This is a genomic window from candidate division WOR-3 bacterium, from assembly GCA_013177935.1.
Classification (GTDB): domain Bacteria; phylum Hydrothermota; class Tepidihabitantia; order Tepidihabitantales; family Tepidihabitantaceae; genus Tepidihabitans.
In genome coordinates this window covers 133,517-160,192 of sequence record JABLXZ010000001.1, presented here as the reverse complement: position 1 = coordinate 160,192, position 26,676 = coordinate 133,517, and the positions used below count along the sequence as shown (strand labels likewise).

25 protein-coding genes are annotated in these 26,676 nt (G+C 48.8%); 11 read left to right on the top strand and 14 right to left on the bottom strand.

The features are described 5' to 3' along the window. Positions 1 to 6 precede the first annotated feature (6 nt). Both sppA and HPY86_00765 read right to left on the bottom strand, forming a co-directional pair. Positions 7 to 2,208, bottom strand: a complete 2,202-nt coding sequence (gene sppA, locus HPY86_00770) for a signal peptide peptidase SppA (protein NPV13456.1) — start codon at positions 2,206 to 2,208, stop codon at positions 7 to 9. Positions 2,209 to 2,212: 4 nt separating this feature from the next. Beyond that, entirely contained in the window at positions 2,213 to 2,722 is a 510-nt protein-coding gene (locus HPY86_00765) for a 4Fe-4S binding protein (protein NPV13455.1), read from the bottom strand. 657 nt (positions 2,723 to 3,379) lie between these two features. Here HPY86_00765 and HPY86_00760 point away from each other — a divergent pair. The 4 genes from HPY86_00760 to HPY86_00745 are packed head-to-tail and all read left to right on the top strand — an operon-like array spanning position 3,380 to position 7,804. Then, entirely contained in the window at positions 3,380 to 4,219 is an 840-nt protein-coding gene (locus HPY86_00760; GenBank protein ID NPV13454.1) for a deoxyribonuclease IV, read from the top strand. Next, positions 4,216 to 5,595, top strand: a complete 1,380-nt coding sequence (locus tag HPY86_00755) for an MBL fold metallo-hydrolase (GenBank protein NPV13453.1) — start codon at positions 4,216 to 4,218, stop codon at positions 5,593 to 5,595. The genes HPY86_00760 and HPY86_00755 overlap by 4 nt, the downstream gene beginning before the upstream one ends. Next, a complete protein-coding gene (locus HPY86_00750) occupies positions 5,585 to 6,259 on the top strand; it encodes an Ig-like domain-containing protein (protein NPV13452.1) in 675 nt (224 codons plus the stop codon). Before HPY86_00755 ends, HPY86_00750 begins: the two co-directional genes overlap by 11 nt. A gap of 3 nt (positions 6,260 to 6,262) precedes the next feature. Then, on the top strand, positions 6,263 to 7,804 hold the full coding sequence (locus HPY86_00745) for a S8 family serine peptidase (GenBank protein ID NPV13451.1): 1,542 nt from the start codon (positions 6,263 to 6,265) through the stop codon (positions 7,802 to 7,804). Here the strand turns inward: HPY86_00745 and queD are convergent. Next, on the bottom strand, positions 7,801 to 8,154 hold the full coding sequence (gene queD, locus HPY86_00740; GenBank protein ID NPV13450.1) for a 6-carboxytetrahydropterin synthase QueD: 354 nt from the start codon (positions 8,152 to 8,154) through the stop codon (positions 7,801 to 7,803). The genes HPY86_00745 and queD overlap by 4 nt on opposite strands. Positions 8,155 to 8,351: 197 nt before the next feature. Here queD and gcvT point away from each other — a divergent pair, with 197 nt between their 5' ends. The 7 genes from gcvT to HPY86_00705 are packed head-to-tail and all read left to right on the top strand — an operon-like array spanning position 8,352 to position 15,002. Further along, a complete protein-coding gene (gcvT, locus tag HPY86_00735) occupies positions 8,352 to 9,449 on the top strand; it encodes a glycine cleavage system aminomethyltransferase GcvT (protein NPV13449.1) in 1,098 nt (365 codons plus the stop codon). Positions 9,450 to 9,458: 9 nt separating this feature from the next. Further along, on the top strand, positions 9,459 to 9,866 hold the full coding sequence (gene gcvH, locus HPY86_00730; GenBank protein ID NPV13448.1) for a glycine cleavage system protein GcvH: 408 nt from the start codon (positions 9,459 to 9,461) through the stop codon (positions 9,864 to 9,866). Between the two features lie 3 nt (positions 9,867 to 9,869). Then, entirely contained in the window at positions 9,870 to 11,216 is a 1,347-nt protein-coding gene (gene gcvPA, locus HPY86_00725; protein ID NPV13447.1) for an aminomethyl-transferring glycine dehydrogenase subunit GcvPA, read from the top strand. Between the two features lie 3 nt (positions 11,217 to 11,219). Then, positions 11,220 to 11,420 carry a hypothetical protein gene (locus tag HPY86_00720; protein NPV13446.1) on the top strand — a complete coding sequence of 67 codons (201 nt, stop codon included), beginning with the start codon at positions 11,220 to 11,222 and terminating at the stop codon, positions 11,418 to 11,420. Continuing rightward, positions 11,417 to 12,859: an aminomethyl-transferring glycine dehydrogenase subunit GcvPB gene (gcvPB, locus tag HPY86_00715; protein NPV13445.1), complete on the top strand. Its 1,443-nt coding sequence runs from the start codon at positions 11,417 to 11,419 to the stop codon at positions 12,857 to 12,859. Before HPY86_00720 ends, gcvPB begins: the two co-directional genes overlap by 4 nt. Further along, positions 12,859 to 13,191, top strand: coding sequence for a hypothetical protein (locus tag HPY86_00710; protein NPV13444.1), 333 nt, complete (start codon positions 12,859 to 12,861; stop codon positions 13,189 to 13,191). Before gcvPB ends, HPY86_00710 begins: the two co-directional genes overlap by 1 nt. Then, positions 13,188 to 15,002, top strand: coding sequence for a methylaspartate mutase (locus HPY86_00705; protein NPV13443.1), 1,815 nt, complete (start codon positions 13,188 to 13,190; stop codon positions 15,000 to 15,002). Before HPY86_00710 ends, HPY86_00705 begins: the two co-directional genes overlap by 4 nt. On the opposite strand, the gene HPY86_00700 is transcribed toward HPY86_00705, so the two are convergent. From HPY86_00700 to HPY86_00650, 11 genes are all read right to left on the bottom strand, one after another. Then, a complete protein-coding gene (locus HPY86_00700; GenBank protein ID NPV13442.1) occupies positions 15,003 to 15,407 on the bottom strand; it encodes an NUDIX hydrolase in 405 nt (134 codons plus the stop codon). Further along, complete coding sequence (gene rfbD, locus HPY86_00695) at positions 15,388 to 16,236, bottom strand: dTDP-4-dehydrorhamnose reductase (protein NPV13441.1); 849 nt, start codon at positions 16,234 to 16,236, stop codon at positions 15,388 to 15,390. Before rfbD ends, HPY86_00700 begins: the two co-directional genes overlap by 20 nt. 14 nt (positions 16,237 to 16,250) lie before the next feature. Continuing rightward, positions 16,251 to 16,847 carry a hypothetical protein gene (locus HPY86_00690; GenBank protein ID NPV13440.1) on the bottom strand — a complete coding sequence of 199 codons (597 nt, stop codon included), beginning with the start codon at positions 16,845 to 16,847 and terminating at the stop codon, positions 16,251 to 16,253. Positions 16,848 to 16,850: 3 nt separating this feature from the next. Further along, on the bottom strand, positions 16,851 to 17,330 hold the full coding sequence (locus HPY86_00685) for a V-type ATP synthase subunit K (GenBank protein ID NPV13439.1): 480 nt from the start codon (positions 17,328 to 17,330) through the stop codon (positions 16,851 to 16,853). A 9-nt stretch (positions 17,331 to 17,339) separates the two neighbouring features. Further along, a complete protein-coding gene (locus HPY86_00680; protein NPV13438.1) occupies positions 17,340 to 19,589 on the bottom strand; it encodes a V-type ATP synthase subunit I in 2,250 nt (749 codons plus the stop codon). Continuing rightward, the gene (locus tag HPY86_00675; GenBank protein NPV13437.1) at positions 19,580 to 19,903 is read right to left on the bottom strand and encodes a hypothetical protein; all 324 of its coding nucleotides are present in this window, start codon (positions 19,901 to 19,903) and stop codon (positions 19,580 to 19,582) included. The genes HPY86_00680 and HPY86_00675 overlap by 10 nt, the downstream gene beginning before the upstream one ends. 65 nt (positions 19,904 to 19,968) lie before the next feature. Continuing rightward, on the bottom strand, positions 19,969 to 20,475 hold the full coding sequence (locus HPY86_00670; protein ID NPV13436.1) for a GyrI-like domain-containing protein: 507 nt from the start codon (positions 20,473 to 20,475) through the stop codon (positions 19,969 to 19,971). A gap of 209 nt (positions 20,476 to 20,684) precedes the next feature. After that, positions 20,685 to 21,470 (bottom strand): nucleoside triphosphate pyrophosphohydrolase, encoded by a 786-nt coding sequence (gene mazG, locus HPY86_00665; protein NPV13435.1) that lies wholly within the window; start codon positions 21,468 to 21,470, stop codon positions 20,685 to 20,687. Positions 21,471 to 21,570: 100 nt separating this feature from the next. Further along, positions 21,571 to 21,954: a hypothetical protein gene (locus HPY86_00660; protein NPV13434.1), complete on the bottom strand. Its 384-nt coding sequence runs from the start codon at positions 21,952 to 21,954 to the stop codon at positions 21,571 to 21,573. 25 nt (positions 21,955 to 21,979) lie between these two features. Further along, positions 21,980 to 25,372 carry a T9SS type A sorting domain-containing protein gene (locus HPY86_00655; GenBank protein ID NPV13433.1) on the bottom strand — a complete coding sequence of 1,131 codons (3,393 nt, stop codon included), beginning with the start codon at positions 25,370 to 25,372 and terminating at the stop codon, positions 21,980 to 21,982. After that, a complete protein-coding gene (locus HPY86_00650) occupies positions 25,373 to 26,662 on the bottom strand; it encodes a hypothetical protein (GenBank protein NPV13432.1) in 1,290 nt (429 codons plus the stop codon). It lies immediately after the preceding gene. Between the last annotated feature and the right edge of the window lie 14 nt (positions 26,663 to 26,676).

Sequence of the window (26,676 nt, the reverse complement as noted above, 5' to 3'; positions counted from 1 at the left end):
TAACTTTCATCTTCTGATATAGTCAAACAACAACTCGCTAAACCTCTCTTCTAAAAATGAACCCAGCCCGGGCTTCCTTTTCGGATAGAACTCAAGACGATAATCCGTACCCAGATTGGCTTTTTCGCGGCAGAACTCTATCGCCTGCATCAGACCACCAAGTGAATCCACCAGCCCGAATCTCTTGGCATCTTTTGCCAGCCAGACCCTGCCCTGTGCCACGGAGTCCACGCCTGCCAGTGTCAACCCCCTGCCCTTTGCCACCTTGTTGATAAACTGTTGATAAAACCAGTCAATCTGACTCTGCAAAATCGAATCTTCCTCGGGCGTTGCCTCGCGGAAATCAGAAAGCAGGTCAGCATGTTCCCCCCTCTTAACCGTCTGCCTTCTGATACCAAGTTTGTTGTATAAACCTTCTGTTATCAACCGAAGACTGAACACGCCGATTGAACCGGTTATTGACCCGGGAAGGGCAAAAATCTTGTCCGCATTGCAGGAGATGTAGTACCCACCAGACGCCGCCAGCGTTCCCATTGAAACCACGACCGGTTTTTTCTTTTTTACCAGCTCCAGTTCCCGCCAGATTAAATCCGACGCAAAACCATCGCCGCCGGGCGAATCAACCCGGAGAACAATCCCCTTCACCCTCTTATCCTTTCCCGCCTGTTTAATCGCCCGACAGAGTGTTGTCGAACCAACCCGCTGCTCACCGGTTAGGAAATCTGTGCCCGATTCACCTTGAACAATACTTCCGGTAACGTATATCACCGCAATCCGTGCCGGCTCATCCCAGCGGTCCGAAACCACCTCTGCCCGTTGTAAACCCTTCTCGTCAATCTTCTGCCCACCTTTGAACTCACGCCGGATCAGTGAATCCAGTTCATCCTCATAACACAGGGTGTCAACCAATCCGACTGCCTTTGCCTCATCAGCACGGAAAAGCGCCCGCCCTACCAAACTCTCCATTGTTGTGGTATCCAGATTTCTGCCCGTACTTACCATTTGAATAAAGTCCTCGTAAATTCCATCAACCAGCGCCTGCAACTGCTCCCGGTTGGAGATTGAAAGCGTCTCCTCGGTGAACATCTCAACCGCACTCTTATACTTACCATAGCGATAGGTCTCGGTCTTGATTCCCAACTTGTCCAGCGCACCCTTGATAAACTGCGTCTGAACGGAAACCCCGGGTATCACCACATCACCCATCGGATGAACAATCACCTTATCAGCGCCAGAAGCAAGGTAATAACCAATCATCCCCAGTGAAGGAGCATAAATCCAAACTTTTTTACCTTCAGTCTGAAATTCAGCTAACGCCTGACGCAACTCCTGAGCCTGGGCAAAACTGATATTTTCGTTCTCCAGCCTCAAAAAAATTCCGGTGAGGGCACGGTCCTTTTTTGCCCGCTGCAGCAACTCAAGCAACGAATAGGTGGTACGGACCTTTGTTTGCCCCATCAAACTGAAACCCGGCTTCTGGTCAACAACCGGTTCGCTCAACCGCAACTCAAGAAAGCGCTTCTTGGGGGGTAAAATCGACCGGTACAAATCCTGGCTGATGCGCACCAGACCGGCAACTTGCCGCGGTTTCGGTGCCCCTAAAACCCCAACACCCAATCTGCCCAGACTTACCGTTAACCCGGCAACGAAGGCAAAATCGTCCCCTTTTCCCAGTTTTGCCCTGCCCCCAAACTTCAAGCCAGAAACAGGTTCAATTTCAAGCCCGGCAAAAGGCTGAAATGGATTAAAATAAGTTTCGCTAAAAACCGTGAGCCGCGGACCAAAAGGGCGAAACGCCGCACCCGCGCCGACTCTGCCACCCTGGCGATTCAAATCCTGCCACACCCCACCCAGCGACACCCATCTACCAAGTCGCACCATTGCCCCAATATCCCAGTGGGTAATTGAATCCCGGACCATTCGGACCCCGGCAAGCAAATTGTCCTGTTTCGCGCCCAAAGCCAGCCCATAACGCAGCGGTTCCGGTTCAAAGAAAAAACCAAAAGGACCGGCGCGCAGGCCAAAACTGTTGTTGGACAAAAACGCCCCTGGTTGAAAGTCGTAAAGATAGTAAAACTCAAATCCCCGCTCAGTTCCTAAACCAGCCGGATTGGCAAAAATCGCTAACCCATCGTCGGTATGAGCAATACTCAAAGGCATCTGCGGTGTAACCGTTAGAATCAAGGTAAGAACTATCGTTCCTATCATCACGTTACCGCCCTTTCAAAGCGATGCCCCGGACATCGTTCCAGTACCGTTTTGGCACCGCCACTGTAACCACCGCACACCGGTTTTGAACCCTGGTATCCAGCACCTTCACAACCCGGGCATCGCAAACCTTTTTCCCCTGACGATTAAGGGCAACAACCTTCTCTCCGGGTTCAGGCCGGGGCAAAAGTTCATAAGGCAGACTGACTGTCGCCTCTTTCAAAGAGTAGTTGTAATTTACGACAAAGATTGCCAGACCTGGACATCGCGAAACACACATTCCGCAGCCGTTACACCGGTTGAAATCCACCTGCGGCGTGTCGGTCAGATTGCCTTTCATCGTAATTGCCTGCCGCGGACAGGCATCAACGCAGGGGTTACAGGGAATGTTTTCGACACATTCTACAATCACCACCGGCCCCTTTTTCAATCTTTCGACTTCCGGAATTAATCCCCGTGCCTTGAGGTCTGCCTTACTCAATACCCCGGTACGCTGATAACTCTTTAAACCCATAACAAAAGCACCTGATTATAAGGAAACCGCCGCCCCAGTCAAGAATTAGGCAAAAGTGCTAAACAATCTATAAGATATCAGCGGTGAAAAATCACACCTCAACAACTTGCTACCAAATACCCGGACACTTTATTTAAATTGTGCCGTGTTTTTACATCGTGCAACTGTTTTAAGACCACTCGATTATGTTCTATACCACTCAACTATAAGAGCTAAAAAGGACAAAAAATTAACGCTTAAAAACAGACTTGTTGCAACAATATACCGATTTACAAATAGTTAGGAAAATTTCCCCGGGCTGACCAGGAGTAATCCCCGGAACTGTTACCGGGTGGGTTTCTCCACCTTGTCCGGATTCCCAAATCAGTGCTCAGCCCGTTCCCACATCTTACCGTTATCCTGTTGCGCCATCTGAAATTGCTCGTGGTTGTTCTGTCAGATTACTGTCCTGCCCGCTCTACAAAGTTCTGAGCCGACGCCCTATCCCGGCGCAAATCAAATGAGTTACACCATTTCCATCATCCCGCCTTTTTCTGCATTCTGCCCAGAGGCTTGTCAAAATTCAATCTGATTGCCTCGTGGCTTCCCTCTACGCTCCTAATTTTGCTCCATAACAACTTGACTGGGATACAATTGGTGTTAACATTTCAATACAGCATGCGCTTCGGTTTTCACATATCAATCGCCGGCGGTTTTGCCAATGTTCGGGCACGGGCTGTTGAACTGGGCTGCGAGACACTTCAGTTGTTTACCCGTTCGCCGCGGGGCTGGGCAGCAACCAAACTTCAAGAAGATGATATAACAAAGTTCAAATCCGATATGAAAGAGGCGGACATCTATCCGGTTTTTGCTCACGCCCCGTACTTACCCAACCTCGCTGCGTCCGATTCAACCATCAGAAAAAGGTCAATCGAAAACATCGCGGAGGAGCTCCGGCGTTGCGACCTCCTCGGGATTGAGTTTCTTGTTGTCCATGTCGGCAAAGCGCTGGGTGATGATGAAAAAACAGCCTTGCGGCGCATTGCCGACAACATCAACTTCATCCTTAACCGTGTAGCCAACCGGGTAAAAATCCTGCTTGAGAACACCGCGGGCATGGGTTCAGAAGTTGGTTACCGGTTTGAGGACATTGGCGCGATTATCGACCGGGTGGAACAGAAAGACCGGATTGGTGTAACTCTTGACACCGCCCACTCGTTTGAAGCCGGTTACGAGTGGCGCACCCGAGAGGGCATTGACCAAACCTTACGCCAGTTTGACCGGGCAATTGGCTTTGGCAAACTGTACCTGCTCCATTTGAACGACTCCAAAACCGCTTTCGGTTCGCGGGTTGACCGCCACTGGCACATCGGCAAGGGCGAAATTGGCATCAACGGCTTCCGGGAAATCGTCAACCATCCTTTACTGAAAAATTTGCCCGGAATTATGGAAACACCTCGTACTTCAACAAAAGAGGACAAAGAGAATATGCGCACCATCCGGAGCCTGGTAAAGTGAGAATCCAGTTCTGGGGCGGTGTTCAGACCGTAACCGGTTCTCAGCACATCCTGAAATCGGGCAAATACCAGTTACTCCTCGAGTGCGGCTTATTTCAGGGACATCGCCAGGAGGCGGAAGAAATAAATCGCCATCTACCGTTTAAAGCGGCAAAGATAAACTGGTGCGCCGCCAGCCACGCCCATATTGACCACATCGGCAACCTGCCCAATCTGGTGAAAAATGGGTTTAATGGGCCGGTATTGATGACCAAACCAACCGTTGCGCTTGCCCGGTTGTTACTGCTCGACTCGGCAAAAATCCAGGAGTCTGACATCCGTTACTTAAACAAAAAGCGCCGGGAAAAAGGTGAAAAACCCAAAGAACCCATCTACATAACTGAAGATGCAGAACGGGCTATCAACCATCTTGAAGGTGTCGGTTATGCCCGGATGCAAAACCTTGGTCCCTTCTCCCTCGTTTTTCACGATGCCGGACATATCCTTGGTTCAGCGCTCATCGACATCGAAGCCGAAGGCAAGCGCGTCCTCTTTACCGGTGACCTGGGGCGCAAGAAAATGCCCATCATCCGTGACCCGGTACAGGTTGCTGCAGTTGACTGTTTGATAATGGAGGCAACCTACGGCAATCGGCAGCACGGTCCCTATGAGGATGTTAGCCGGCGCCTATCAACAATTGTCAACCGGGTGGTTAACCGCGGCGGTAGAATCATCATTCCCGCATTTGCCGTGGAGCGGGCACAGGAAATCGTCTACCATCTTAAACTGTTGCGGGAACAAAACGCCATTCCTGATATCCCGGTATTCGTGGATAGCCCCTTAGCAAGCCGCGTCACCGAGGTTTACCGCAACAGTACCGCCTATTTTGACGACGAAACCCAGATGTTAATTGACGATGCGGGCGGCCCGTTTGACTTTCCCGGTCTGCGCTACATCGATGATGCCGAGGAGTCTAAGAAGTTGAACTACCTCACTGAACCCTGTATTGTCATTTCCCCATCCGGAATGTGCGAAGCCGGCCGGGTGCTTCACCACTTAAAACACGGCATCGGTAACCCCAACAACCTGATTCTCATTGTCTCTTTTCAGGCTCAACACACCCTGGGACGGAGAATTGCTGAACGCCAGCCAGTGGTAAAAATCTTAGGAGAAGAGTACGAACTGCGCGCCGAAGTCGAAGTGATGGATGAGTTTAGCGCCCATGCTGACCGTAATGGGCTACTTGAATATGTCAAAAACATTAACCCCCAAAAACTCAAAAAGGTGTTTCTGGTCCACTCCGAACTGGAATCGGCTGAGGCGCTCCGTACCCCACTTTTGGAAATGGGCATTCCCGAAGTGTTAATTCCGCAAAAAGGCGAGGAGTATGAGATTTAAACCTTTTATCCCCTTGCTATTGCTCATCACCGGTTGCGACCTATTACTCCAACTTGACCAAACCCCACCCATTTGCATTATCCGTTCGCCCGCGGATTCGAGTATGGTTAGCGGCGTTGTTGATGTTACGGCTGAGGCTTTTGACTCAATCGGGGTCGCCGCAATTGAATTTTACGCCGATGGCACGCTGTTCGCAAAGGAAAGTAGCAACCAGGTTACGGTTCAATGGGATACCCGGCAGTTACCGGAAGGAACCTGGCATTACCTGTACTGTATCGCGACCGACCTTTCCGGCAACAAAGGTTACAGCGACACAATCAATGTCCAAATTCAGACAATTGAGCAGCGCAATGTGTTTCATGGCCAGTTCACCCTTGCTAACCGCTTTTACCGCTGGGTTGAATTCAATGCCCAGATTGAGGAAACGCTCATCGGCGACACCCGCACCGCAACGAGCGGAACCCTGAGCCGTTTTCTCATTCTTGACCAGGAAAACTTTAACCGGTTCCGCACCAATCAACCCTGTACCCCTCTTTACGAACAGCAGGACATTCGTGAACTCAGCATGTCTTACAGTTTCTCCGCTTCCGGCACATTTTACCTTGTTTTTGTCAATACCACAGGTACAACCCAGACCTACTGGGCAAGGTTCTTCATCGAATAGACCATGGTCTATATCTTCACCCTTCTTCTGCTCAACATTTTTCCAAGACAGGACTGCCCGGCAATTACATCGGACGACATCAGGCGGATGTTTGCCCTTGAAAGTCTTTATCATAGTGCCGTGGCAGACACGACTGGTCCGGTTTCACTATCTACATCCGGAGAGCCAATTCCGGGCAGATTTGTCATCGGGTTTGAACCCGGTGCTGAACTGAACATCGTCAAAAAACTTCATCTCACCGGTATTGAAATAAAACTGATTGACACATCAGCCCGATTTCTCGTAATTGAAACGCCAACTACTCTATCTTTAACAAATGTTGAACAACAACTTGCTGAAATATCTGGAATCAGGTTTGTAGAACCTGATTATCCGGCACGTACCTTCTTTATCCCGAACGACCCGATGTTCTTGAGCACTCAGTGGGACAAATGGGTTATGTACGCGGACCAGGCATGGGATATTATTAAAGGAGGAACAATCAAGGTTGCGGTTGTTGACAATGGCGTTGACTACACCCATTACGACCTTGCCCGGAACTTCCAAACAAATGAACTGGGCTATGACTATGTCGGCCAGGACAACGACCCGAAACCGGACAACCCCAACCTTCCCAATGCCTTTCATGGTACCCATGTCGCCGGAATCATTGGGGCGGTTACCGATAACCTTATTGGTGTTGCGGGCTGGGCACAGGTTCAGCTCCTTGCCGTTCGGGTGCTCAACGATTCTGGTAACGGCAACCTTACCGATGTCGCCCTTGGAATCCGCTGGGCAGTAGACCATGGCGCCCGGGTAATCAATCTAAGTCTTGGCGGTGATGCCACTACCACACCTTTAAACGAAGCCTGCAACTATGCCCTTTCCCGGGGAGCGATTTTAATCGCCGCTGCTGGAAACGATGGCAGAGCTAATGTCTCTTATCCCGCTCGCCTGAGCACCTGCGTCTGTGTCGGGGCAACCGACGAACTGTCTGAACTGGCATCGTTTTCCAACTACGGACCAGAACAAGAGGTTGTTGCGCCCGGTGTTACGATAACATCAACCGCGCCGGATAACAGTTATCTAATTGCCAACGGGACCTCAATGTCCTGTCCCGAAGTCAGCGGCGTCGCAGCGCTTATCCTCTCGCTAAATCCTGCCCTTACCCCAAACGAAGTGCGAGCCATCCTTGCGGCAAGTGCTATTGATATGGGTTCACCAGGAAAGGACAATCTTTTCGGCTACGGTATGGTTAATGCCGCTCGCGCCTTACAACTAACCCAAGTTTACACCGGCTCAAAACCGATAAACGTGTCTCCTGCCGGGTTCCAACACCGTAACGCGCCCGACCCCATTTCGGGCAACACAATTTTCACCCGAACCGAACTGACCCTGCCGGAAGGAGTTCGAACTGTTGAACTTTATGACCCCGCCGGGAAAAAAGTTTACCGCTTCGACCAGAGGCAATCAAAAATTACCTTACCCGGTTCCGGGATTTACTTTCTGATTCTCCATCCCGAAAATCAAACCCCATATTCAGTTAAGTTGATTATCCCCCGTTAATCCTCAAAGTATTCGGCACAGCAATCTTCATTTTCCCAGACCGTAACTTTGAGAACAGGGTAAACCTTCTTTAACTCCTCGTAAAAATGCCGGGCAAGATTTTCTGCGGTGGGCGGGAAGTTATACACCTCATTTAACAACCGATGGTCCGGCAGAATCGCATCAACCTTAGAACGCAGTTCGATGAAGTCTACCACCATACCGGGTGGCGTTAACCGATCCGAACCGACTGTCACTTCGACCCGATAGTTATGACCGTGCATATTTTCACATCGGCCATCATTGCCACTTAAAAAGTGCGCGGCACTGAAAGAACGCACAACCTTTACCGTCCACATTACCACCTCCATTTTACGCAATTAACCACTTATTTTAACCCACCACCATTTTAAGGCAATCAACGCCGAAGCCGTTGGCAAATGTCTTCTTGTGAGTTATCCACACTAAATTGGATTAATCCCTTGATTGAGTAATTCGGGATTTTGGGGTGTCACCCTAAATTCATATTCTTGACTGTTATATATTTCTTGTTAACATTTTTTTTCTTATGAGTAAAACAACTCCCTTTTATTCTCGGCATCTTGCCGCTGGTGGTAAAATTGTCGAATTCGCAGGCTACCAACTCCCTCTTCAATTCCGGGGCATCATTCCGGAACACCATCGGGTTAGAACCACCGTCGGTGTTTTTGATGTCTCCCATATGGGAAGAATTAGAGTTTGGGGTGCCAATGCATTACAATTTATTAACCGAATGACCACCAATGATGCCTCAAGCCTCGAAGTATATCAAGCCCAGTATTCAGTAATGTGCTACCCTGACGGCGGTATCGTTGATGACCTGGTGGTTTATCGACTGCCCGACCATTTTCTCCTTGTTGTCAACGGCGCCAACAATGAAAAAGACACCGCCTGGTTAAAAGACCACCTCTTTGGTGATGTCCAATTAGAAAATGTCACAACCGAAGTCGCCCAGCTGGCGGTTCAGGGTCCGAAAGCGGAACTCTGCTTGCAGAAAATCTCATCAATTGACCTATCGCCTATTGGATTTTACTGGGCAGCGGAAGGAAAAGTTGCCGGTGTCGATGTCCTGATTTCCCGCACCGGTTATACTGGAGAGGACGGGTTTGAACTTTACATCCCGGCTGAACAGGCGCTTAAAGTCTGGGATGAACTTATGGCAGCAGGCAAGGAGTTTGAAATTGAGCCTATCGGACTTGGTGCCCGCGACACCCTGCGACTGGAAATGAAATACTGTCTCTATGGCAACGACATCGACCAAACAACAAACCCGCTTGAAGCAGGTCTGGGATTTGTAGTAAAACTTGATAAACCCGGTGGTTTTATCGGTGCTGAAGTTTTGCAACAGGTTGCAAAGGAAAAACCACGGCGCCGGCTTGTCTGTCTCGAGATGCAAGACCGGGCGATACCTCGTCCCAAACTTTCCGTGTTTGCCAATGGCAACCCGATTGGATTTGTAACCTCAGGCACGCTTTCTCCATCTCTGAACAAAGGCATTGCCCTGGCTTATATTCAACGGGAATCAGCCAGTGTCGGAACGAAACTGACGATTGAAATCCGGGGCGAACGGCATCAAGCGGTCGTCGTTGCTCCACCTTTTTATAAGCATGGTTCCAGAAAAAAGTAAGGAGGCACAATGTCATCTATTCCGGCTGATTTGAAATACACCAAAACCCACGAGTGGGTCCGGGTAGAAGGCGATATCGCCACCATCGGTATCACCGATTTTGCCCAGAAGGAACTGTCCGACATTGTTTATGTAGAAATCACCGCTTTGGGCAAAACGGTAAAACAAACCGAGACTATCGGTTTTATTGAAGCGGTCAAAGCAACTTCCGACATCTATGCCCCAGTATCTGGAGAGGTAATTGAAGCCAACGCCCAGATTAACAAAAAGGAAGGTGATGCGCCGGCAATGGTTAACCGTGACCCTTATGGCATGGGATGGTTGTGCAAGATAAAAATCTCCAACCCTGCCGAGCTGTCAACACTTCTCGACCAAGAGGCGTACACCAATCTTGTTCAAAGGTCGCAACACCATTAAAAAATGAAGTTCACTCCTCACACTCCAGAAGACATCCAGTACCTCTTACAGAAAATCGGAGTAAAAGATGTTGCCTCACTCTTTGACTCCATTCCTGAAGAACTGAAACTCCGAAACCCTCTTAATCTTCCCCCGGCGTTCTCTGAATTGGAGGCGTCAGTCGAACTCAAACGCCTCGCCGATAAAAATCTTGGCACCGACCGACTCATCTGTTTTGCTGGCGGCGGCGCCTATGACCATTATATCCCTCCTGTAATTGACGCCATTATCTCCCGACCCGAGTTCTATACCGCCTATACCCCTTATCAAGCCGAAGTCAGCCAAGGCACTCTGCAGGTGATATACGAATTTCAGTCGCTTATCTGTCGGCTGTTTGAAATGGAGGTCGCCAACGCATCAATGTACGACTGCGCCTCAGCCCTTGCCGAAACGGTCCATATGGCACGGGACATTACCAGCCGCCACAAAATCCTCATCTCGGGTACCATCAACCCCCGTTACCGCGAAGTCGTTGCCACCTATGCCACCGGTTTAAATGTCCCGATTCAAACCCTGCCCTACACCGCTGATCTCACCACGGACCTCAAAGCGCTTAATGACGCCATTGATAACGACACTGCGGCGGTACTAATCCAGCACCCAAACTTCTTTGGATACCTTGAACCGGTTCGCGAGATTGTTCAGACCGCCCATGAAAAAGGCGCCCTTTTCGTTTGCGCTGTTGACCCAATCAGTCTCGGCATCATTACGCCGCCCGGTGCCTATAATGCCGACATTGCCGTTGCCGAAGGCCAGTGTTTAGGAATCCCTTTGTATTTCGGTGGACCTTATCTGGGAATCTTCACTGCCCAGAAGAAATACATTCGTCATATGCCCGGTCGAATTGCGGCAAGAACGACCGATATTACCGGAAAAATTGGTTATGTTCTGGCGCTGCAGACCCGGGAACAACACATCCGCCGGGAACGTGCCACCTCTAACATCTGCACGAACCAGGCGTTGTGTGCTCTAATCGCCACCATTTATCTAACCTGGGCAGGGCGTGAAGGGATTAAAGAAATCGCAAAACAGTGCTGTGCCAAAACTCACTACATCGCCGACGCCATCAAACACATACCTGGTTTTACGCTCTTGAGTGACCGGAAGTTTGTCCGGGAATTTACTGTCAAAACGCCGGTTCCTGCCCGGGAGATTGTAAAATCGGGCATCGAATCTGGCATACTATCCGGTGTTGACCTGGGAAATTTCAACCCCGAATGGAACCACTGGCTTTTAATAACCGCAACGGAAAAACGCACCAGGGCGGAACTTGACCGTTACATTGATTTCCTTAAAACTTTTAGTGCATAAGATATGGAATGCTCATTGAAGAAAAACCTTAATAGTTGCACCTGCACCTATGAACCTTGTCCCCGGAAAGGCAAATGCTGCGAATGCATCGCCTATCACCGCCCGAACAACGAACTGCCCGGGTGCCTTTTCCCACCCGAAGCCGAACGAACCTATAACCGCTCAATTAGCTACTTTATTCAAACTGTACGGCAAAAGAAATGAAGAACGAAAAACTGATCTTTGACTATTCAAAAAAGGGACGTAGGGCTTGGTCTCTTCCCGAACTTGATGTCCCGGAAGTTGATTTAGCGAAACTGTTCGGCGAAGAATATCGCACCGACAATCGTCTGCCCGAAGTTAGTGAAGTTGACCTTGTTCGTCATTTCACCCGGCTCTCAATTTTAAATCACCATGTTGACAAAGGTTTTTACCCCCTTGGTTCCTGCACTATGAAGTACAACCCCAAGGTCAACGAACAGACCGCAAGACTACCCGGATTCACCAACTTGCACCCCCATGAGAACGAAGAACTGGTACAAGGTGCCCTCCAATTGATGTACGAACTGGGCGAATATTTAAAAGAACTGACCGGCTTTGACGCCATAACACTGGAACCCGCTGCGGGTGCTCAAGGAGAACTCACCGGAATTTTGATGGTGCGCAAGTACTTTGAGAAAAGGGGTGAAAATCGAACTGTTGTCCTGATTCCAGATTCAGCCCATGGCACCAACCCGGCTTCCGTAACGCTCTCTGGATTCCAGGCCGTTCAAATCAAATCAACACCCGAAGGACTGATTGACATCGCGGAACTAAAACGTGCCTGCTCAGACTGCGTTGCCTGTTTGATGGTCACCAACCCCAATACCCTGGGGATGTTTGAAAAAGATATCAAAGAGATTTGCGAAGTTATGCACAGTTACGGCGCCCTCGTTTACCTCGATGGCGCCAACCTCAACGCCTATGTCGGCATCCATCGTCCCGGCGACGCCGGATTTGATGTGATGCACATCAACCTCCATAAAACATTTTCAACCCCACACGGCGGTGGTGGTCCTGGTTCTGGTCCCGTAGCAGTAAAAAAACACCTTGAGCCCTTCCTGCCTAAACCGGTCATTAAGTTCCAGGATGGAAAATACCTGTTCGATTACAACCGACCCGATTCTATCGGCCGAGTACTTGCCTTCCAGGGACAATTTGCGGTGCTTGTCAAAGCTTATACTTACATTAGGATGCTGGGTGCCGAAGGGTTAAAAGATGTTGCCGAATGTGCCGTTCTAAATGCCAATTACATCCGCAAAGAGTTAGAAGGTGTTTATGACCTCCCCTATCAAAGGCGTTCTTTGCACGAGGTCGTATTTTCCGGCACCAATCTTAAACAGTTTGGAGTCAGAACCCTTGATGTTGCAAAACGTTTACTGGATTTTAGACTGCATGCTCCAACCGTGTATTTCCCATTAATCGTTCCTGAGGCGTTGATGATTGAACCCACAGAAACTGAATCAATCGAATCTTTAGACGAGTTCATTGCCGCGATGAAGGCAATCGCCCTTGAAGCTCAAACTAAACCAGAAAATTTGACCGGCGCACCCTGGACAACACCGGTACGGCGCCTGGATGAAGCCAAAGCCTCGCGGCAATTAGATGTCAACTTTCAAGGCTGATGTTTCCCACTGATATTAACCCAGCAAGACGAACCGAAATAATTAACAAAATCGCCCGGAAGACGGTAGACCTGCGTCTTACCCCAGTCGCCATCGTCCTGCTTGAATCGGTAAAACCACTCTCCTTTGTTGGTTCTCAGTTGATGGTTTTCTTTCAACCGATAATTACCGCAATTTTCCCCTTTCATCAATATGATGAGGTCGCAGCACTACTCGAAGAAAGAGAGAATATCGAACTTCTTATCCAGACCATTGAATCCCTGGAAGAAAACCGCTCCCAAACTCCAAAAAGTGAAAAACAACATCCGGCACAAGAAGGTAAGAAATTATGAAGAAATCAACATTTGAAAAAGAAAAAATAACCCGTATTCTTGCCACAGACTGTGGCTCGACAACAACTAAGGCAATCCTGATTGAAAAACGTGGGACTGAATACCGACTCATCGTTCGCGGTGAAGCACCCACTACCGTTGAAGCACCATTTGAAGATGTAACCAAAGGGGTACTCAATTCGGTAATGGAGGTCGAAGAACTGTCCGGGGTCAAACTCGTGCGCGGCGATGAAATTTATAAGCCCAAATCGAGTGAAAAAGAGGGTACTGACATTTATATTTCTACCTCATCGGCTGGCGGTGGCTTGCAGATGATGGTTGCCGGAGTGGTCTTAACGATGACCGGAGAAAGCGCTGCCCGTGCTGCCTTAGGTGCTGGTGCCATTGTTATGGATGTCATTGCATCTAACGATGGCCGCCTTCCGCACGAAAAGATTGAGCGAATTCGAACCCTGCGGCCTGATATGATTCTCTTGTCTGGTGGAGTCGATGGTGGTACAATTTCCCATGTTGTTGAGCTGGCGGAACTAATCGCCGCGGCTGACCCAAAGCCACGCTTCGGCATCGGCTACAATCTACCGGTGATATATGCCGGGAACCGCGATGCCCGGGAATTGGTATTAAAAACCTTAAAAGATAAAACCAGTTTAGTGATTGTCGAAAACATCCGGCCGGTTCTGGAGCGGGAAAATCTCGGACCAGCGCGCCACAAAATTCATGACCTCTTTATGGAACATGTAATGGCACACGCTCCGGGATACAAAAAATTAATGGAATGGACCGATGTTCCGATTATGCCCACACCCGGTGCGGTTGGACTGCTAATTGAAAACATCGGCAAAACCCAGAACATCGCGGTTCTCGGAGTCGACATCGGCGGCGCCACAACCGATGTTTTCAGTGTATTCCAGGGTATTTTCAACCGTACCGTTTCCGCAAACCTTGGTATGTCGTATTCGGTCTCCAATGTTTTGGTCGAAGCGGGAGAAGAGAATATCATTCGCTGGCTACCATTAGAAATTCCGCCCAACGAAGTGCGCAATCGTATCCGTAACAAAATGATTCGTCCGACCACTATCCCATCGACTCTTGAAGACCTGAAACTGGAACAGGCAATTGCCCGGGAAGCGCTCCGCTTGGCACTGGAACATCACAAATCAATGGCGGTCGGGTTAAAAGGTATTCAGCAGGAACGTACAATTTCTGATGCCTTTGCTCAGGCTCGAACGGGCGAAACCCTCGTAAATATGATGGAACTAAACCTTGTTGTCGGTTCGGGCGGTGCGCTCTCTCATGCACCGCGACGGGCACAAGCCGCAATGATGCTCCTTGACGCCTTCCAGCCTGAAGGAGTAACCCGGCTCACGGTTGATTCAATCTTTATGATGCCTCACCTTGGCGTCCTTACTGAAGTTCACCCGGAAGCCGCCCAGGAGGTGTTCGAAAAAGACTGCCTGATTCATCTGGGCACCAGCATTGCTCCCGCCGGACAGGGCAAAGAGGGACGTCCCTGTGTTCATGTAAAGATAGTAAGGTCGAATGGTGAAGAGATGGAAGCACGGGTAAACTTTGGCGATATAAAGTGCCTGCCGCTACCGGTAGGAGAAACTGCTCGAGCAATCATAACGCCCGAACGAGGGTTTGATGTTGGTGCTGGTTCAGGAAAAACCTACGAATCCCAGGTTGAAGGTGGCATTTCTGGAGTTATTATCGATGCCCGGGGACGACCGTTAACTTTACCTGCGGATGACCGGACTCGACGAGAAACTTTGGCAAAATGGGCAACACAGCTTAACGCTTACCCATTTTAATCAGGTTTTTCTTAAAGATTTCAAGTAATCGGTGATAATCTGTTGGTGGTCAAAAACGAGATTTTCCTTCGTCGCCTTATCCAGTGCAACAAGTTTATAGGACCGGGCATCGTCTCCTGCCTTCAACTTACCCCGGCCTCGAGCCACAAATACAACCGAAACGCAATGCCCGCGCGGGTCGCGGTCCGGCGCTGAATACACGCGAAACTGACGCAACCCGCTCAGAGATAAACCGGTTTCTTCTTTTACCTCGCGTTGCACCGCTTCTTCCACTGTTTCTCCATAATTCACAAAACCGCCCGGCAGTGCCCAACCCTTAGGCTCGTTCAAACGTTCAATCAGCACAATACGTTTACCCAACAAAATAATGCAGTCAACGGCTAATTTAGGTTGACGATATCTCATCAAAATAGTCCTTGAGTGCCTCCTGCCAGGGCCTTAAAACTCTGCCAAACCGGTGGTGGTAGTTTCTGTTCTCCAGAACTGAAAATCGAGGACGTAATGCGCAACGGCCACTTTCTTCAGATGTAATCGGGATTACTGCGCAATTACTTTTAGAAAGGCGAACAATTTCTTTAGCAAACTCAAACCATGAACAAAATCCCGAATTTGTCAGATGGTATATGCCATAATGCTCGCTACGGGCAAGTTCTAAAAGTGGTTCGCACAAATCCCGAGCATAAGTTGGAGAACCAACTTGGTCTGCTACCACTTTAATCTCCGCCTCCACCGCGCACTTCTGCCGGATGGTATCAACAAAATTTCTCCCCCCGCTTCCAAAGAGCCAGCTTGTCCTTACGATAAACCATCTGCGGCTATTGCGCCTTACCGCCTGTTCACCCATCATCTTAGACCGGCCATAAACCGACAATGGATTGGGACGGTCTGACTCTCGATACGCCCTTTTCGTGTTGCCATCAAACACATAATCCGTTGAGATGTAAACCAGTTTAGCGTCTATTTCCGCGGTACCCAGAGCTACCGCCCAGGTTCCTTGAAAGTTAACCGCCATTGCCCGGGCAGGATTTTCCTCACAACCATCGACATCAGTCCATGCGGCAAGGTGAAAGACCACATCCGGGTCTAATGAGTGCAGCCCATTGATAACCTGTTCCACCAGGGTAACATCATTTTCCGGCAAGTCCCATTGAACAACCTCGTTCTGTTGACTGTACAAGTATTTGACTAAATACTTCCCCAGAAGCCCCCGTGCCCCAGTTACAAGACAGCGCACTTTGTCTCTTCTTATTACTCTTGCCCTTCAGACCGATTGTCCTTCTCTTGGGACGCAAAAAGAATTGCGGCGAGTTCCGTGCAAAACTCCTCCCGCACCTGATTTAAAATTGTGTCCAGGGAAAGGTCAAGCTCTTCTTTACCAGCCGCATGACCGGCCGCAGCTACTCTAATAATCACTCCACCTGTAATTGGTACCGGTTCACCCGGTGTAATGCCTGCTACTTTGCCCCATCGTTTTGTATCATCAGGTGACAGGTGAATTGAAGCTTGGGGCGATGCGTATTTTTTCACAAGTTTCTCTATGATTTTCGGATAATCCGGGCTGCTTAAAATCACCTTCTTTGCCTCGGTACACACTAAGTCAATCATCTGCCATTTCGCTTCAAGAACGATTTTACGCCCTTCCAGTTGCGCTTGACTTCGAGCCCGGTCATTCATAGCCCGAATCCGTTGTTCGAGCCTTTCGGCGTTCTCCTTTTTGAGCGTCTCAATTATCTTCTGGGTTTGCTGCTCAATTTCTGCCAGCGCTCGTTTTTTCTCCTCTTGAATCGCTGTTACCTTTAAACGGGCATCAGCGTGTATCTTCTCAATCAGTTCGGCAGTTCCCACGGTTTAACCCAGCTTTACACCCATCTGTAAGAATATCGTTGCCAGTAAGCCAAGCACGGCGTAGGTCTCAACAAGCGCCCCAAAAATCACCGCTTTGGTCGATTCTGCCGGACGCTTCGCCACCAGTTCCGCTCCTGCGGCACAAACTTTCCCCTGCCATATCGCGGTAAGCCAACCGGCAATACCAACCGGCAAACAGGCGGCAAACATCTGAAGACCCTGACCCATCGTAATCGGCGCCAGTTGTCCAAGAATGCCAAGTTTCATCATCGCCAGGAATGCGCCCAAAAATCCGTAAAAACCCTGAGTACCGGGAAGAGCCACAAGGATAAATAGATTGCCGAACTTTTTCGGGTCTTCCGCCATAACCCCATTTGCGACTTCAGCAACCAGCCTGATACCCATTGCTGAACCGATACCGGCTGGCAAAACCGCAGCGACACAACCTAACAATGCCATTGCCAGACCAAACGGATCAACCATTTTGCCTCCTTATGATTTCCATGTTACAAATTGATGAACTTCTTTGAAAGGCACAAAAGGTTCTCCCCCACCAGTATAAAAGCGAGGGAAGAACTCAACATATTGCAGGCGGAGCGAATGAACAAACGCCCCTAAAACATTGACCGCGATGTTGTAAGTATGACCAATTACCAGCACAATCAACGCCATCAAAACTCCGACAACCGGTACCCGCACGACCATCCAGGCAATCACATTTATCGCCATTGCCACCCCGCCAGTACACATCCCCAGAGCCATTAATCGGATGTAAGAAAGTAATACACCGATATAACTCGTCGCCCCATAAAGAGCATAGCTACCCCAGACAAATTTCTTGAGTAATCTTTTACCGACGGGCGCAAAAAAGTAGAATGCGGTACCGAACAAACCCGGAACTATCGCCGGCAGGGTTTTAAGGAAATAAAGTACAATAGTCACTATTGTTCCGATACCTAACAGTAAAGGCAACCACTGTAACCGACCTCTTTGCCCACCCTGTTTTATTAAAATTTGATGTAAAATGGAATAAATTGCATATCCGGACATAATAAAAAACAAACCCAAAACCACCCATCGAACCAAAAGGAGCTCCTCGGGCAACCAGCCCAGTCGAGCGGCGATGGAAACTAAAAGCCCGGCAATTAAGAAAAACCACAGTGTCTGAGAAACCATCGTCTCTTTTTCCCGTCGGGTCCAAACCACAATCCCGGCAACAGAAAGAAGAGTAACGATTAGAAGAAGAGAACTAACCCAAACGGGTAAAGAACGCATTAGAATAAGTCGCGAGACAAGGCTATTGATAAACAAAAACCAGGGAAGTTGACCAAGGAACGCCTCACCATAATTTTTCACCCGAATACAATCTGCTATCTCAAAAGCGATACCAGCAATCAACTGGAGATACCCCAGTGCAAGGGACAGCACAAAAAACTTCATCGGCTCTTTCATCGGGTCAAACCATAAAAACTTATTTTTCAAATCAACAAGCCACGAAATCCCAAGTCGGTCAGGCAAATCGCCAAACCAGCCTCCCACCAATGCTCCAGCTGGAATTGTCAGTAGTCCACCGATAAGGATTATTCCTAATAGCTTGTTGTCCATACCCATTTTTCGCATCAAGAGTAAAGCCGCCAGCGCTACAATTATACCATATCCCGCATCGGTAAGACACAGGGCAAAAAATACCCCAAAAAACGGAGCAATCAACCAGGTTGGGTCAAGTTCATTTGGTAAAGGTAACTGGTACAACTCTAAAACAAGCTCAAACGGCTTCCAGAGACGGCGATTAACCAAAGCAACCGGTGGTTCCTCGCCCGGTTCTGGTTGTACCCGAGTCACAACCGCAGTTTTCATCTCTTCAACCAAACGCACCAGCTTTTTGTAATCCCGTTCTCTAATCCAGCCATAAATTATTAAAGCAGAATCGGTCCAGAGCGCACGAGACTCTGCCTCCAGACGTTTGATTTGATTGATAATAGCATCAGCACGTGCTTTCAGTTGTGGTAATTCCGCAGCATATCGGGCAATTTCCTTTTCCACCTCTTCGTATGCCGATTTAATTTGTTCCTGTTCCCGTTGCCGGTCTCTAATAACATCCGCTGGCAAGCGGCTTTCATCTTTCATTTCGACATTTTCCCAATGTCGGTTGTTAAGAATCGCCGTAACATCTTCTAACGCCTCCCGATAAACTAAAACCACTGCAAACACCGTACCTCGCGTTTCGCCGACCTCTTCCATTACCGCCAACTTCTCGCCCAGCGCGGACCGGGCATCAAGATACTCCTGCCGGGTAGGAAACTTGCCCAACAAAACCTTGACGCTGGTAAAACTACCAAACTCGGCAACCGAGTGCTTCAAATTTTCCCAGGGTTTTAAACGGTTTATCTCCTCTTCCAGAAACTTCAGCCTTGACTCGAGTTCCTGTCGTTTCGTCGTCAACCGCTGAATTTCTTTTATCCTCTTCTCAATATCAAATTCCGTCGCGATTCGCTCGTACTCCATTCGGTCAAGAAGTACTTTTCCCTTTGCTTTCTTTTTATCCTGTAAACTATCCAGTAATTCAATCGTTCCCAGGATTTGATTGAGATTACCCTCTTCATCAGCAAAACGTTTTTCGCCGTCAGACTCAGCAATCCGTACAATATGCAAAATCCCTAACTGTTGGAGTTTGGTTAGGAATTCAGCTTTTTTAGATTGGTGAATGACAATCGCAACCTTGGAGACCCGTTCTATTGCCATCGTTCTTTTACCATACGCACAACTAATTCTATCGCCTTATCAAAACGCTCCTGCGGAATTTTTTTAACCCTTTCCGCCTCCTCATTTGCCTCCTTCAACAATCTTCTTAACATCGCTTCTGCCTCTAAACTCGTTTTCGTCAACGCCTGCTCAAATTCCTCCCGAAGCTGTTCCCGGGTTCGTGCGATAACTTCTGATGCCACCGCCTCAGCCTCGGCGACCGCGCGCCTTTTTTCCTCTTCGGCCTCGGCAACCATTTTTCTTGCTTCGTTTTCGGCGTCTTTTATCCGCTGAATTATATCTGACTCAGACATCGTCCTCAAAAACTAAAACCTCAATCCGCCAACTTCCACACCCGTCCCAGGTGGAAATGTCAAAATCAACCTCCGTCTCCTGCCGGTTCGCTCTCCTCTTCCATCTCGTTATCGGGTTGAGGCTGGACCACAAACCCGATTTTGGTCTTCATCGACTCAACCGGTACATTCTCGTTGGTAAGGAAAAACTCAACTGCTGGTCCGACAACTTCGTACCCCTCTTCGTCAATCCACTCAAGCAACTTATCATAGGTTGACTGAACATTGTCATAACCACCGGTATGTATCGTCCAGGCGATATCCATCGCGGGCAATTTATTTACAACGATTTCACCCTTATGACCGGACGTCGTTGCTGCCGGTACCGGAATACAAACCGCCCAATTGCAACTTTCTGCAGGTACCTGCTGCGGGCTGTTATAGTAAAAAACAAAAGGGGCACCCGCGGCCGTAACCTTGTTTGCTTCTAACCATTCACTCAATTCATTCATCGCATTTCCGATGTCCGAGTAAGGCGCAGTTCGATTCAGACTCGCCACTGTCATTGAATCCAGCGTTTCTATCTGTGCCACAAACTCCTGCGCTGGTTTAGTACTTTCAGGCTTATCCGACTTTGGCCCGCAGTTAAACAGAAGAAAAAAACATGAAACTACAGCCGTTAATTTCAATTTATCTACCATCCGCTCTCCTTTTTGATTTATTTTGACTCGTTTCGGTGATTATACCTGCTTCTTTGCCGGTGTCAAACATCTCAGTGTCCATCTGTGAATCAACCTGCTGTTCAATTTTTATTTTTACCCTTTGCTTTTCTTTTATTTTGTTTCTTCGCCCGCTGCCACACGTTTTCCATTTCCCTTAACGAAACTGAGTTTAAATCTCTTTTCTGTCTTCTGAACTCCTGCTCCACAACCTCAAAACGCTCGCGAAATTTTCGGTTTGCGTCCTTCAAAGTACCCTCGGCATCAACCCCGAGGTGACGACAAAGATTAACCAGAGCAAAAAGCAGGTCGCCTAACTCCTCCTTAACCCGCTTTTGGTATACTCTGCGCCGGCCCAACTCCCTCTTCAATTCCCCGACCTCTTCCTCCACCTTTAACAGAACTTCCCTCGGATTCTCCCAGTCAAAACCAACCCGGCGGCATCGCTCTTGAATCAACTGCGCCTGCTGTAACGCCGGCAGACCCATCGGAATCCCGGAGAGGATAGAACGTCGCCCTTTCCTTGCCTTGATTTCTTCCCAATTCCGAAGGACCTCATCCGCACCCTTTACCTTAACAGTTCCATAAATGTGCGGATGCCTGACCTTTAACTTTTCCACCACGCCGGCAAGAATGTGATTGAGTTTTACACCCTCTTTTTCTTCAAGAAGGTGCGCCAAGAATAAACCCATAAATAGATAGTCTCCAAGTTCCTCTTGAATCGCTGCTTTATCCTTGCGGCGCAGCGCTTCATCGAGCTCAAATACTTCATTTATTAAAAGGGGACGGGTTGAATTTAAATTCTGTTTTCTGTCCCACGGGCACTTCTGTCGTAAAGTCTTTATCACCTTGAGTAGTTCATTAAACATTTTTTGAGTTTAATCAAATTGTCGGACAAGGCAAGTTAATAGCGATAATACAAAAATCGGGGCGCCGGTTTCGAAAGAAACCAAACTCTGTCAACCGGCTTTAACTCCCCGGTGTGATGGTGTCGGTTATTCTCATCTTAAAACTATCAGACCAGGGCGACTCATTTCGGTCGATATCTCGTGCCTTGACCCGAATAAAATAGGTGTCGGGAGTACAATAGATATGGGTGCGCTCAATGGTATCACCACTCTGGAAAAAGTAAGACCATTGCGGTACAGTTGTGTCACCCCATTCAACCCAGTATGTTACCATCTGGTCTTCGGGGTCCAGAGTGTAGATTTGAATTATGATTGTGTCGCCAACTGCCCCACTATCCCGGCGGGCAAATATCTGCGGTTTTTGAGGTGGAAGACCGGAATTGCATCCCGTATTAAAGAAAGTAACCACGAACCAGAGAGCAGGAAGAATCAGTAGCAATCTCACTAATTACCTCTTTTCTAATAACTCCTCACCGAACAATCTGCACCTTTTGAATAAACTTCTTCTCTTCCGTACCGTTTTTTACCAAAAGCCGGCAGAAGTATACCCCGTTTGAAAGCCCATCGCAAGAAAGACGAGCCTGATGCACACCACCGGACTTAACACCGCGTTCAATTGTTTTGACCCTGCGACCCAAAGCATCAAACAAAGCAAGGTCAACCTCACCGGTTTGAGCAAGAGTATAGTAAAGCACTGTAGAACGGCTAATCGGATTGGGTCTAATTTTCTCAATTCCAACCACCTGCAACCCTGACCGCTTTTCCTCTACTCCGGTTAAACCAGAAATCCCGAGCGAAAAGTAATTTAGTGTAATGTATCCTTCTGCCTGAACTCTCAGCCCGAATTCAAGAATTGAATCCTCCGGCTGAGGCACAATCTCCAGCCGGAACGGATTGGCAATGTTGCTAACTGTCGCACCGGCAGGAATTAACCCTAAAACCGAGACTGAATCGAAAATAACCGCATCACCATCTTCTGAATTCAGGACAATAACACTGTTGACCGCATCACAACTCCCCCGATTTTGCAGAAAAACCGCGACCTCCAACCGTTCGCCCGCTTCCCATAATCCATTACCATTGCCCTCAAGAGTATCGCTCACCTGAACACCAGAAAGCACCAGCCAGGGACTCATAATGTTTCTCGGCGGGTTAGTAGTAAATTTTATTGCCCGGTTCGCCTGAAGATAAGCAGCAGTGGACGCATAACTGTTGTTATATAGATACTGGATTCCTTGCGTTTCTGTCCCGTCCTCAATGCCCACAGTACAACTTGACCCCAGCGCAACCTGTTGATACTGGAAGACCACTTCGCCATCGCCAGTAGGTGTTGGATAGTAAGCCGGGTCATAGAAGATTATTTGAAAACTCTCGCGGATGTTAGGCTGATTGTAATGCGCAAAATCCTTAAACTCCACAATCCAGCGGTGATTTACGGTATCAAAATACTGATATGCGGTCCCGTACCCATTGCGGGTTTCATCGGGATTCAAATCGTCCCAGAAAGGAGCAATCATAAAAGGCGGTCCGGCGGTATCGGGAATCTGCCGGTTGGAACCAAAACGATAAGTGGTATATCCCAGCGTCAGAAATCCATTGGAACAGATTGAGACAAAATTGTCTCTTGTACCATAATACTGGAATGTAAACGGAATGGGCAATGTTATTGTCACCGCATCCGAATCGGAAACGCCGGAAATAACCGTACCCGGTCCGGGCGGCGCCAGTTCCAGCCACTGGTAAACCGGTGCTCGTCCCGAGGCTGTATCGGTATCATCATAACACCAGTAACCATATACATCAGGTCCAGTCGGTTCGCTTGTTACCCCTTCTTCACCGGAAAGTTCAAAACTGAATGTATCCGAATAACGGTATGTACCACCATCGCCCTGAACTCTCACAAAAAAGCGTACCGGTTGATTTCGTATCAGCCCGGGTCCAGCGGAAATCGCAAATTGGTCCAGCAAACCGTTGTTTATCGCACCCGAGTCAATCCTGCCATAATAACCCGAAGAATCCACTACCACCACATTCGTATCAAGACAGGTGATAATACACTGCACCCTCTCCAGCGCACCACCGCCTTGATTTACCACTGCCAGCTGGACCAAACCGCTTTCCAGTCTACCTACCCTGCCATTACCATTTCCACCGGGTGCTGAATCAATAAAGTATGCCGTATTGACCCTGATTAAACCCGCCCGTACTATCAAATCAAGCGGATATTGCCAGGAATCCCCTGCCTCATCTCGGACCAGAATCGTCGCCGGGATAACAAACCCATCGGGCACCAAACTGTCAACCCACAGTTCATACGGGTCACCATTCTGGGTTGAGTCTGGTGCAATGGCACCATAATTTGATACACTATCAAATACCTGCAATGCCGGTGATGACACCCTTAACAGACCGGTAACACCGGTCGCGGTAACACCTCCCACATTTTTCAAACTGACTGTCAAACGAAACTGCTCCCCGGGATTTATCAACCCGTCGTGATTTCCCAGGTAGTCGTCAATAGAACTGTGAACCTTAATAATAAAAGGTGTACCACTTGTTATTACCCGTGCCCTTCCCTCATAAGGCAGGATATTTTTCCCGGTGACAACCAGCTCCATCATCCCGATGTGAGTTGGGTTCACCAAGATATGAGCCTCGCCCTGCACATCGGTTGTTTCCACTGCATAAATCGTGCTGTCCATCGACACACACACCAGAACACCAGGGATCGGAACCCCATTTCGTAAAACTGTAATGACCATCTCCTGCGGCGCCATCTCAATCACCGAGTCGAACAGAACCGTAACCTGTCGTGGAACACCGGTCCAGACATTCAACTCCGGGTCGCCAAGAAGATTCCACTCCTGGTAATATTGTTGCTGGTGAAAAAGCGAATCAACCCAGAACCTGCCCCGCAGTGTTGCTGGACCAAGACGGTATTCACCCTCCTGAAACAGGGCGGTAAAGAAACCACGATAACAGGCGCTGCGCCGGTCGGAAATGTGTGAACCACTATTTGTTGTTCCAAAATAGGCAAGTACGCCGCCGAGCGCAGAAGGTGTTCCTGCCCGAACAAACCGGTCACCCTGCATACCACCCCCTTGGGAGGAAAGGTCAATCATTGCACAGGAACCGGAAACAACAATCGGTAACTTTGACCCATTATTCCAGCTTGAAGGGTCAACTCCGTTAAAAGGTGACCACCAGTCATAAACACCCTGTCCCCGGTAAGTGATAAACATCCTGCCGTCAATGCCGGCAGCATTTACATGACTGGTGTTGTGACCCGCGTTGTTCAACAGACTTTCGGTTAAAACATAGCCGGCAGTCTGCCAGTAACTGCGTACCAGTCTGGCATCTGCCTGATAATAAACATCGGGAGGGTTATCCTCACGTACCACCGTAGTCCCTTTCAGATAATAAAGGGTGTCAATTGTCTGCAGGTTCGGTTTCTCATAGGCAAGGACCTTGGCAACCATTGTACTGCACTCCCGGGCGTTCATTGCAAAGAATCTGCCGACCGAAATCTCCATCTTGTAATCTCCAGACATATCCCCATAGTAACAGTCGGTGGTACCGCCATAACTTGGAATTTGACTGGGTGAACCAACCAAAAGCACGAACTCCGGTTTTACAGGCCAGTTGTTGTAAGCGTCCCGGATATAAGCCTGGATTTGTGAAGGGGTCGAGCCAATTTCCGACACAGAAACAACTTTCGCCTTCACCCCTTTCTTCGTCTTCCACTCAGCAAGCGGTTGAACTATTGGAACATATGCAGGATGAGAAATGATAAGATACCTTGCCCCCTCTTCCGCAAATCCTAACGCAAAAAGTAAAAAGATGCCAATTAATCGCTTCTTCATTTAATTTTCGCTCCTGATAAACACAAACCTCACACCCGAATTTAACACCCCTTTCAGCCGAGCAAAATAGACACCGGATTTAACCGGCTGACCATCAAAACCACTGCCATTCCAGACCACAGACTTTGTATTGTTGCCAAAACCAAGGATTGCCAACTGACGGCCAAACAGGTCATAAACTTCAATCGTGCCCTGCCGATTTTGCTCATCGATTACAAAAGTTATCGTCCGACCCACTGTGCCCAGACACCGGATAGCCTGCCCTTTAAACAACCGCCCATTACTCCCTTCCTCCAATCCACTAAAGCAAACCTGCCAGGTCGCACCACCATCAATCGTCCTTACCACAACACCGTTTCCTGAAGCCATACCGCGCAGCGAATCGGCAAAATCGATGTCAAAAAGGGTACTATCAGCACCGGAAATCTGACTAACCCAGGTATTTCCACCATCTGAAGTGTGGATTATTGTACCATTTCTGCCACAAGCCCAGCCCTTTGTTGGACTGATGAACTTTAGCGCACGCAGAAACCGCGCCTCAGCCGGAACCGTCTGCTCAACCCAGGTATTTCCACCATCGGTCGTATGTAAAACGACCGCCCGGAAATTCCGGTCATCACCGCCGACAACCCAGCCTCGCAAGCTGTCTGCGAAATAAACATCATAAAAGTCGTAGTTGTTATCGCGGCGTAACACCTCCCAGTTATCTGCGGTGCCTCCATCTCTGGTTCGAGCAATGACTCCTTGTCCACCTAAAAATGTATCGCCACTGGGCCAGTGACCGGCAACCAACCAGCCATAATTCCGGTCAACAAACCAGACCCCTTGAAACTCAGCGGTATCTCCGGCGGGAAATGGCGGAACCCTTAAAAATATCTGCTCCCATTCGGCACCACCGGTTGTACTTTTCAACTGAACGATATCGCCACCTGCTGCCCAGCCAAACTCAGGGTCAAAAAATCTGATGCGTGCTGCATGTTTCGGACCACCGAGATTAACCCTTGACCAGCTGTCCCCGCCATCGATGGTTCGCCAGATATCACCTGACCTGCCCGAGGTCCAGCCTGAATCCGGAGTTAAAAAGAAAACATCAAAAAAGTCCCGGATTGTAGGAATCTCAACCGGTTCCCAGGATGAACCAAAATCGGTTGAGTGAAACACTGCGGTAGTTTCAATCGTCACAACCCAGGCGTGCTCTCCACCGGGCGGTGTTGCGACACCGTGGAAGATAAGCGCCCAGGAAGACGCGATGATTGCAAGAAAACCAAGGATTAAGACCAACCTCTTCATAACACCCCTTTCTT

Bases quoted from the DNA above. Each gene is read 5' to 3' on its own strand.
- sppA (NPV13456.1), bottom strand. From the start codon at position 2,208: ATGATAGGAACGATAGTTCTTACCTTGATTCTAACGGTTACACCGCAG.
- gcvPA (NPV13447.1), top strand. From the start codon at position 9,870: ATGAAGTTCACTCCTCACACTCCAGAAGACATCCAGTACCTCTTACAG.
- queD (NPV13450.1), bottom strand. From the start codon at position 8,154: ATGGAGGTGGTAATGTGGACGGTAAAGGTTGTGCGTTCTTTCAGTGCC.
- HPY86_00650 (NPV13432.1), bottom strand. From the start codon at position 26,662: ATGAAGAGGTTGGTCTTAATCCTTGGTTTTCTTGCAATCATCGCGTCT.
- HPY86_00655 (NPV13433.1), bottom strand. From the start codon at position 25,372: ATGAAGAAGCGATTAATTGGCATCTTTTTACTTTTTGCGTTAGGATTT.
- HPY86_00765 (NPV13455.1), bottom strand. From the start codon at position 2,722: ATGGGTTTAAAGAGTTATCAGCGTACCGGGGTATTGAGTAAGGCAGAC.
- gcvH (NPV13448.1), top strand. From the start codon at position 9,459: ATGTCATCTATTCCGGCTGATTTGAAATACACCAAAACCCACGAGTGG.
- HPY86_00685 (NPV13439.1), bottom strand. From the start codon at position 17,330: ATGGTTGATCCGTTTGGTCTGGCAATGGCATTGTTAGGTTGTGTCGCT.
- gcvT (NPV13449.1), top strand. From the start codon at position 8,352: ATGAGTAAAACAACTCCCTTTTATTCTCGGCATCTTGCCGCTGGTGGT.
- HPY86_00745 (NPV13451.1), top strand. From the start codon at position 6,263: ATGGTCTATATCTTCACCCTTCTTCTGCTCAACATTTTTCCAAGACAG.
- HPY86_00710 (NPV13444.1), top strand. From the start codon at position 12,859: ATGTTTCCCACTGATATTAACCCAGCAAGACGAACCGAAATAATTAAC.
- HPY86_00705 (NPV13443.1), top strand. From the start codon at position 13,188: ATGAAGAAATCAACATTTGAAAAAGAAAAAATAACCCGTATTCTTGCC.
- HPY86_00720 (NPV13446.1), top strand. From the start codon at position 11,220: ATGGAATGCTCATTGAAGAAAAACCTTAATAGTTGCACCTGCACCTAT.
- mazG (NPV13435.1), bottom strand. From the start codon at position 21,470: ATGTTTAATGAACTACTCAAGGTGATAAAGACTTTACGACAGAAGTGC.
- HPY86_00700 (NPV13442.1), bottom strand. From the start codon at position 15,407: ATGAGATATCGTCAACCTAAATTAGCCGTTGACTGCATTATTTTGTTG.
- HPY86_00675 (NPV13437.1), bottom strand. From the start codon at position 19,903: ATGTCTGAGTCAGATATAATTCAGCGGATAAAAGACGCCGAAAACGAA.
- HPY86_00680 (NPV13438.1), bottom strand. From the start codon at position 19,589: ATGGCAATAGAACGGGTCTCCAAGGTTGCGATTGTCATTCACCAATCT.
- HPY86_00750 (NPV13452.1), top strand. From the start codon at position 5,585: ATGAGATTTAAACCTTTTATCCCCTTGCTATTGCTCATCACCGGTTGC.
- HPY86_00760 (NPV13454.1), top strand. From the start codon at position 3,380: ATGCGCTTCGGTTTTCACATATCAATCGCCGGCGGTTTTGCCAATGTT.
- gcvPB (NPV13445.1), top strand. From the start codon at position 11,417: ATGAAGAACGAAAAACTGATCTTTGACTATTCAAAAAAGGGACGTAGG.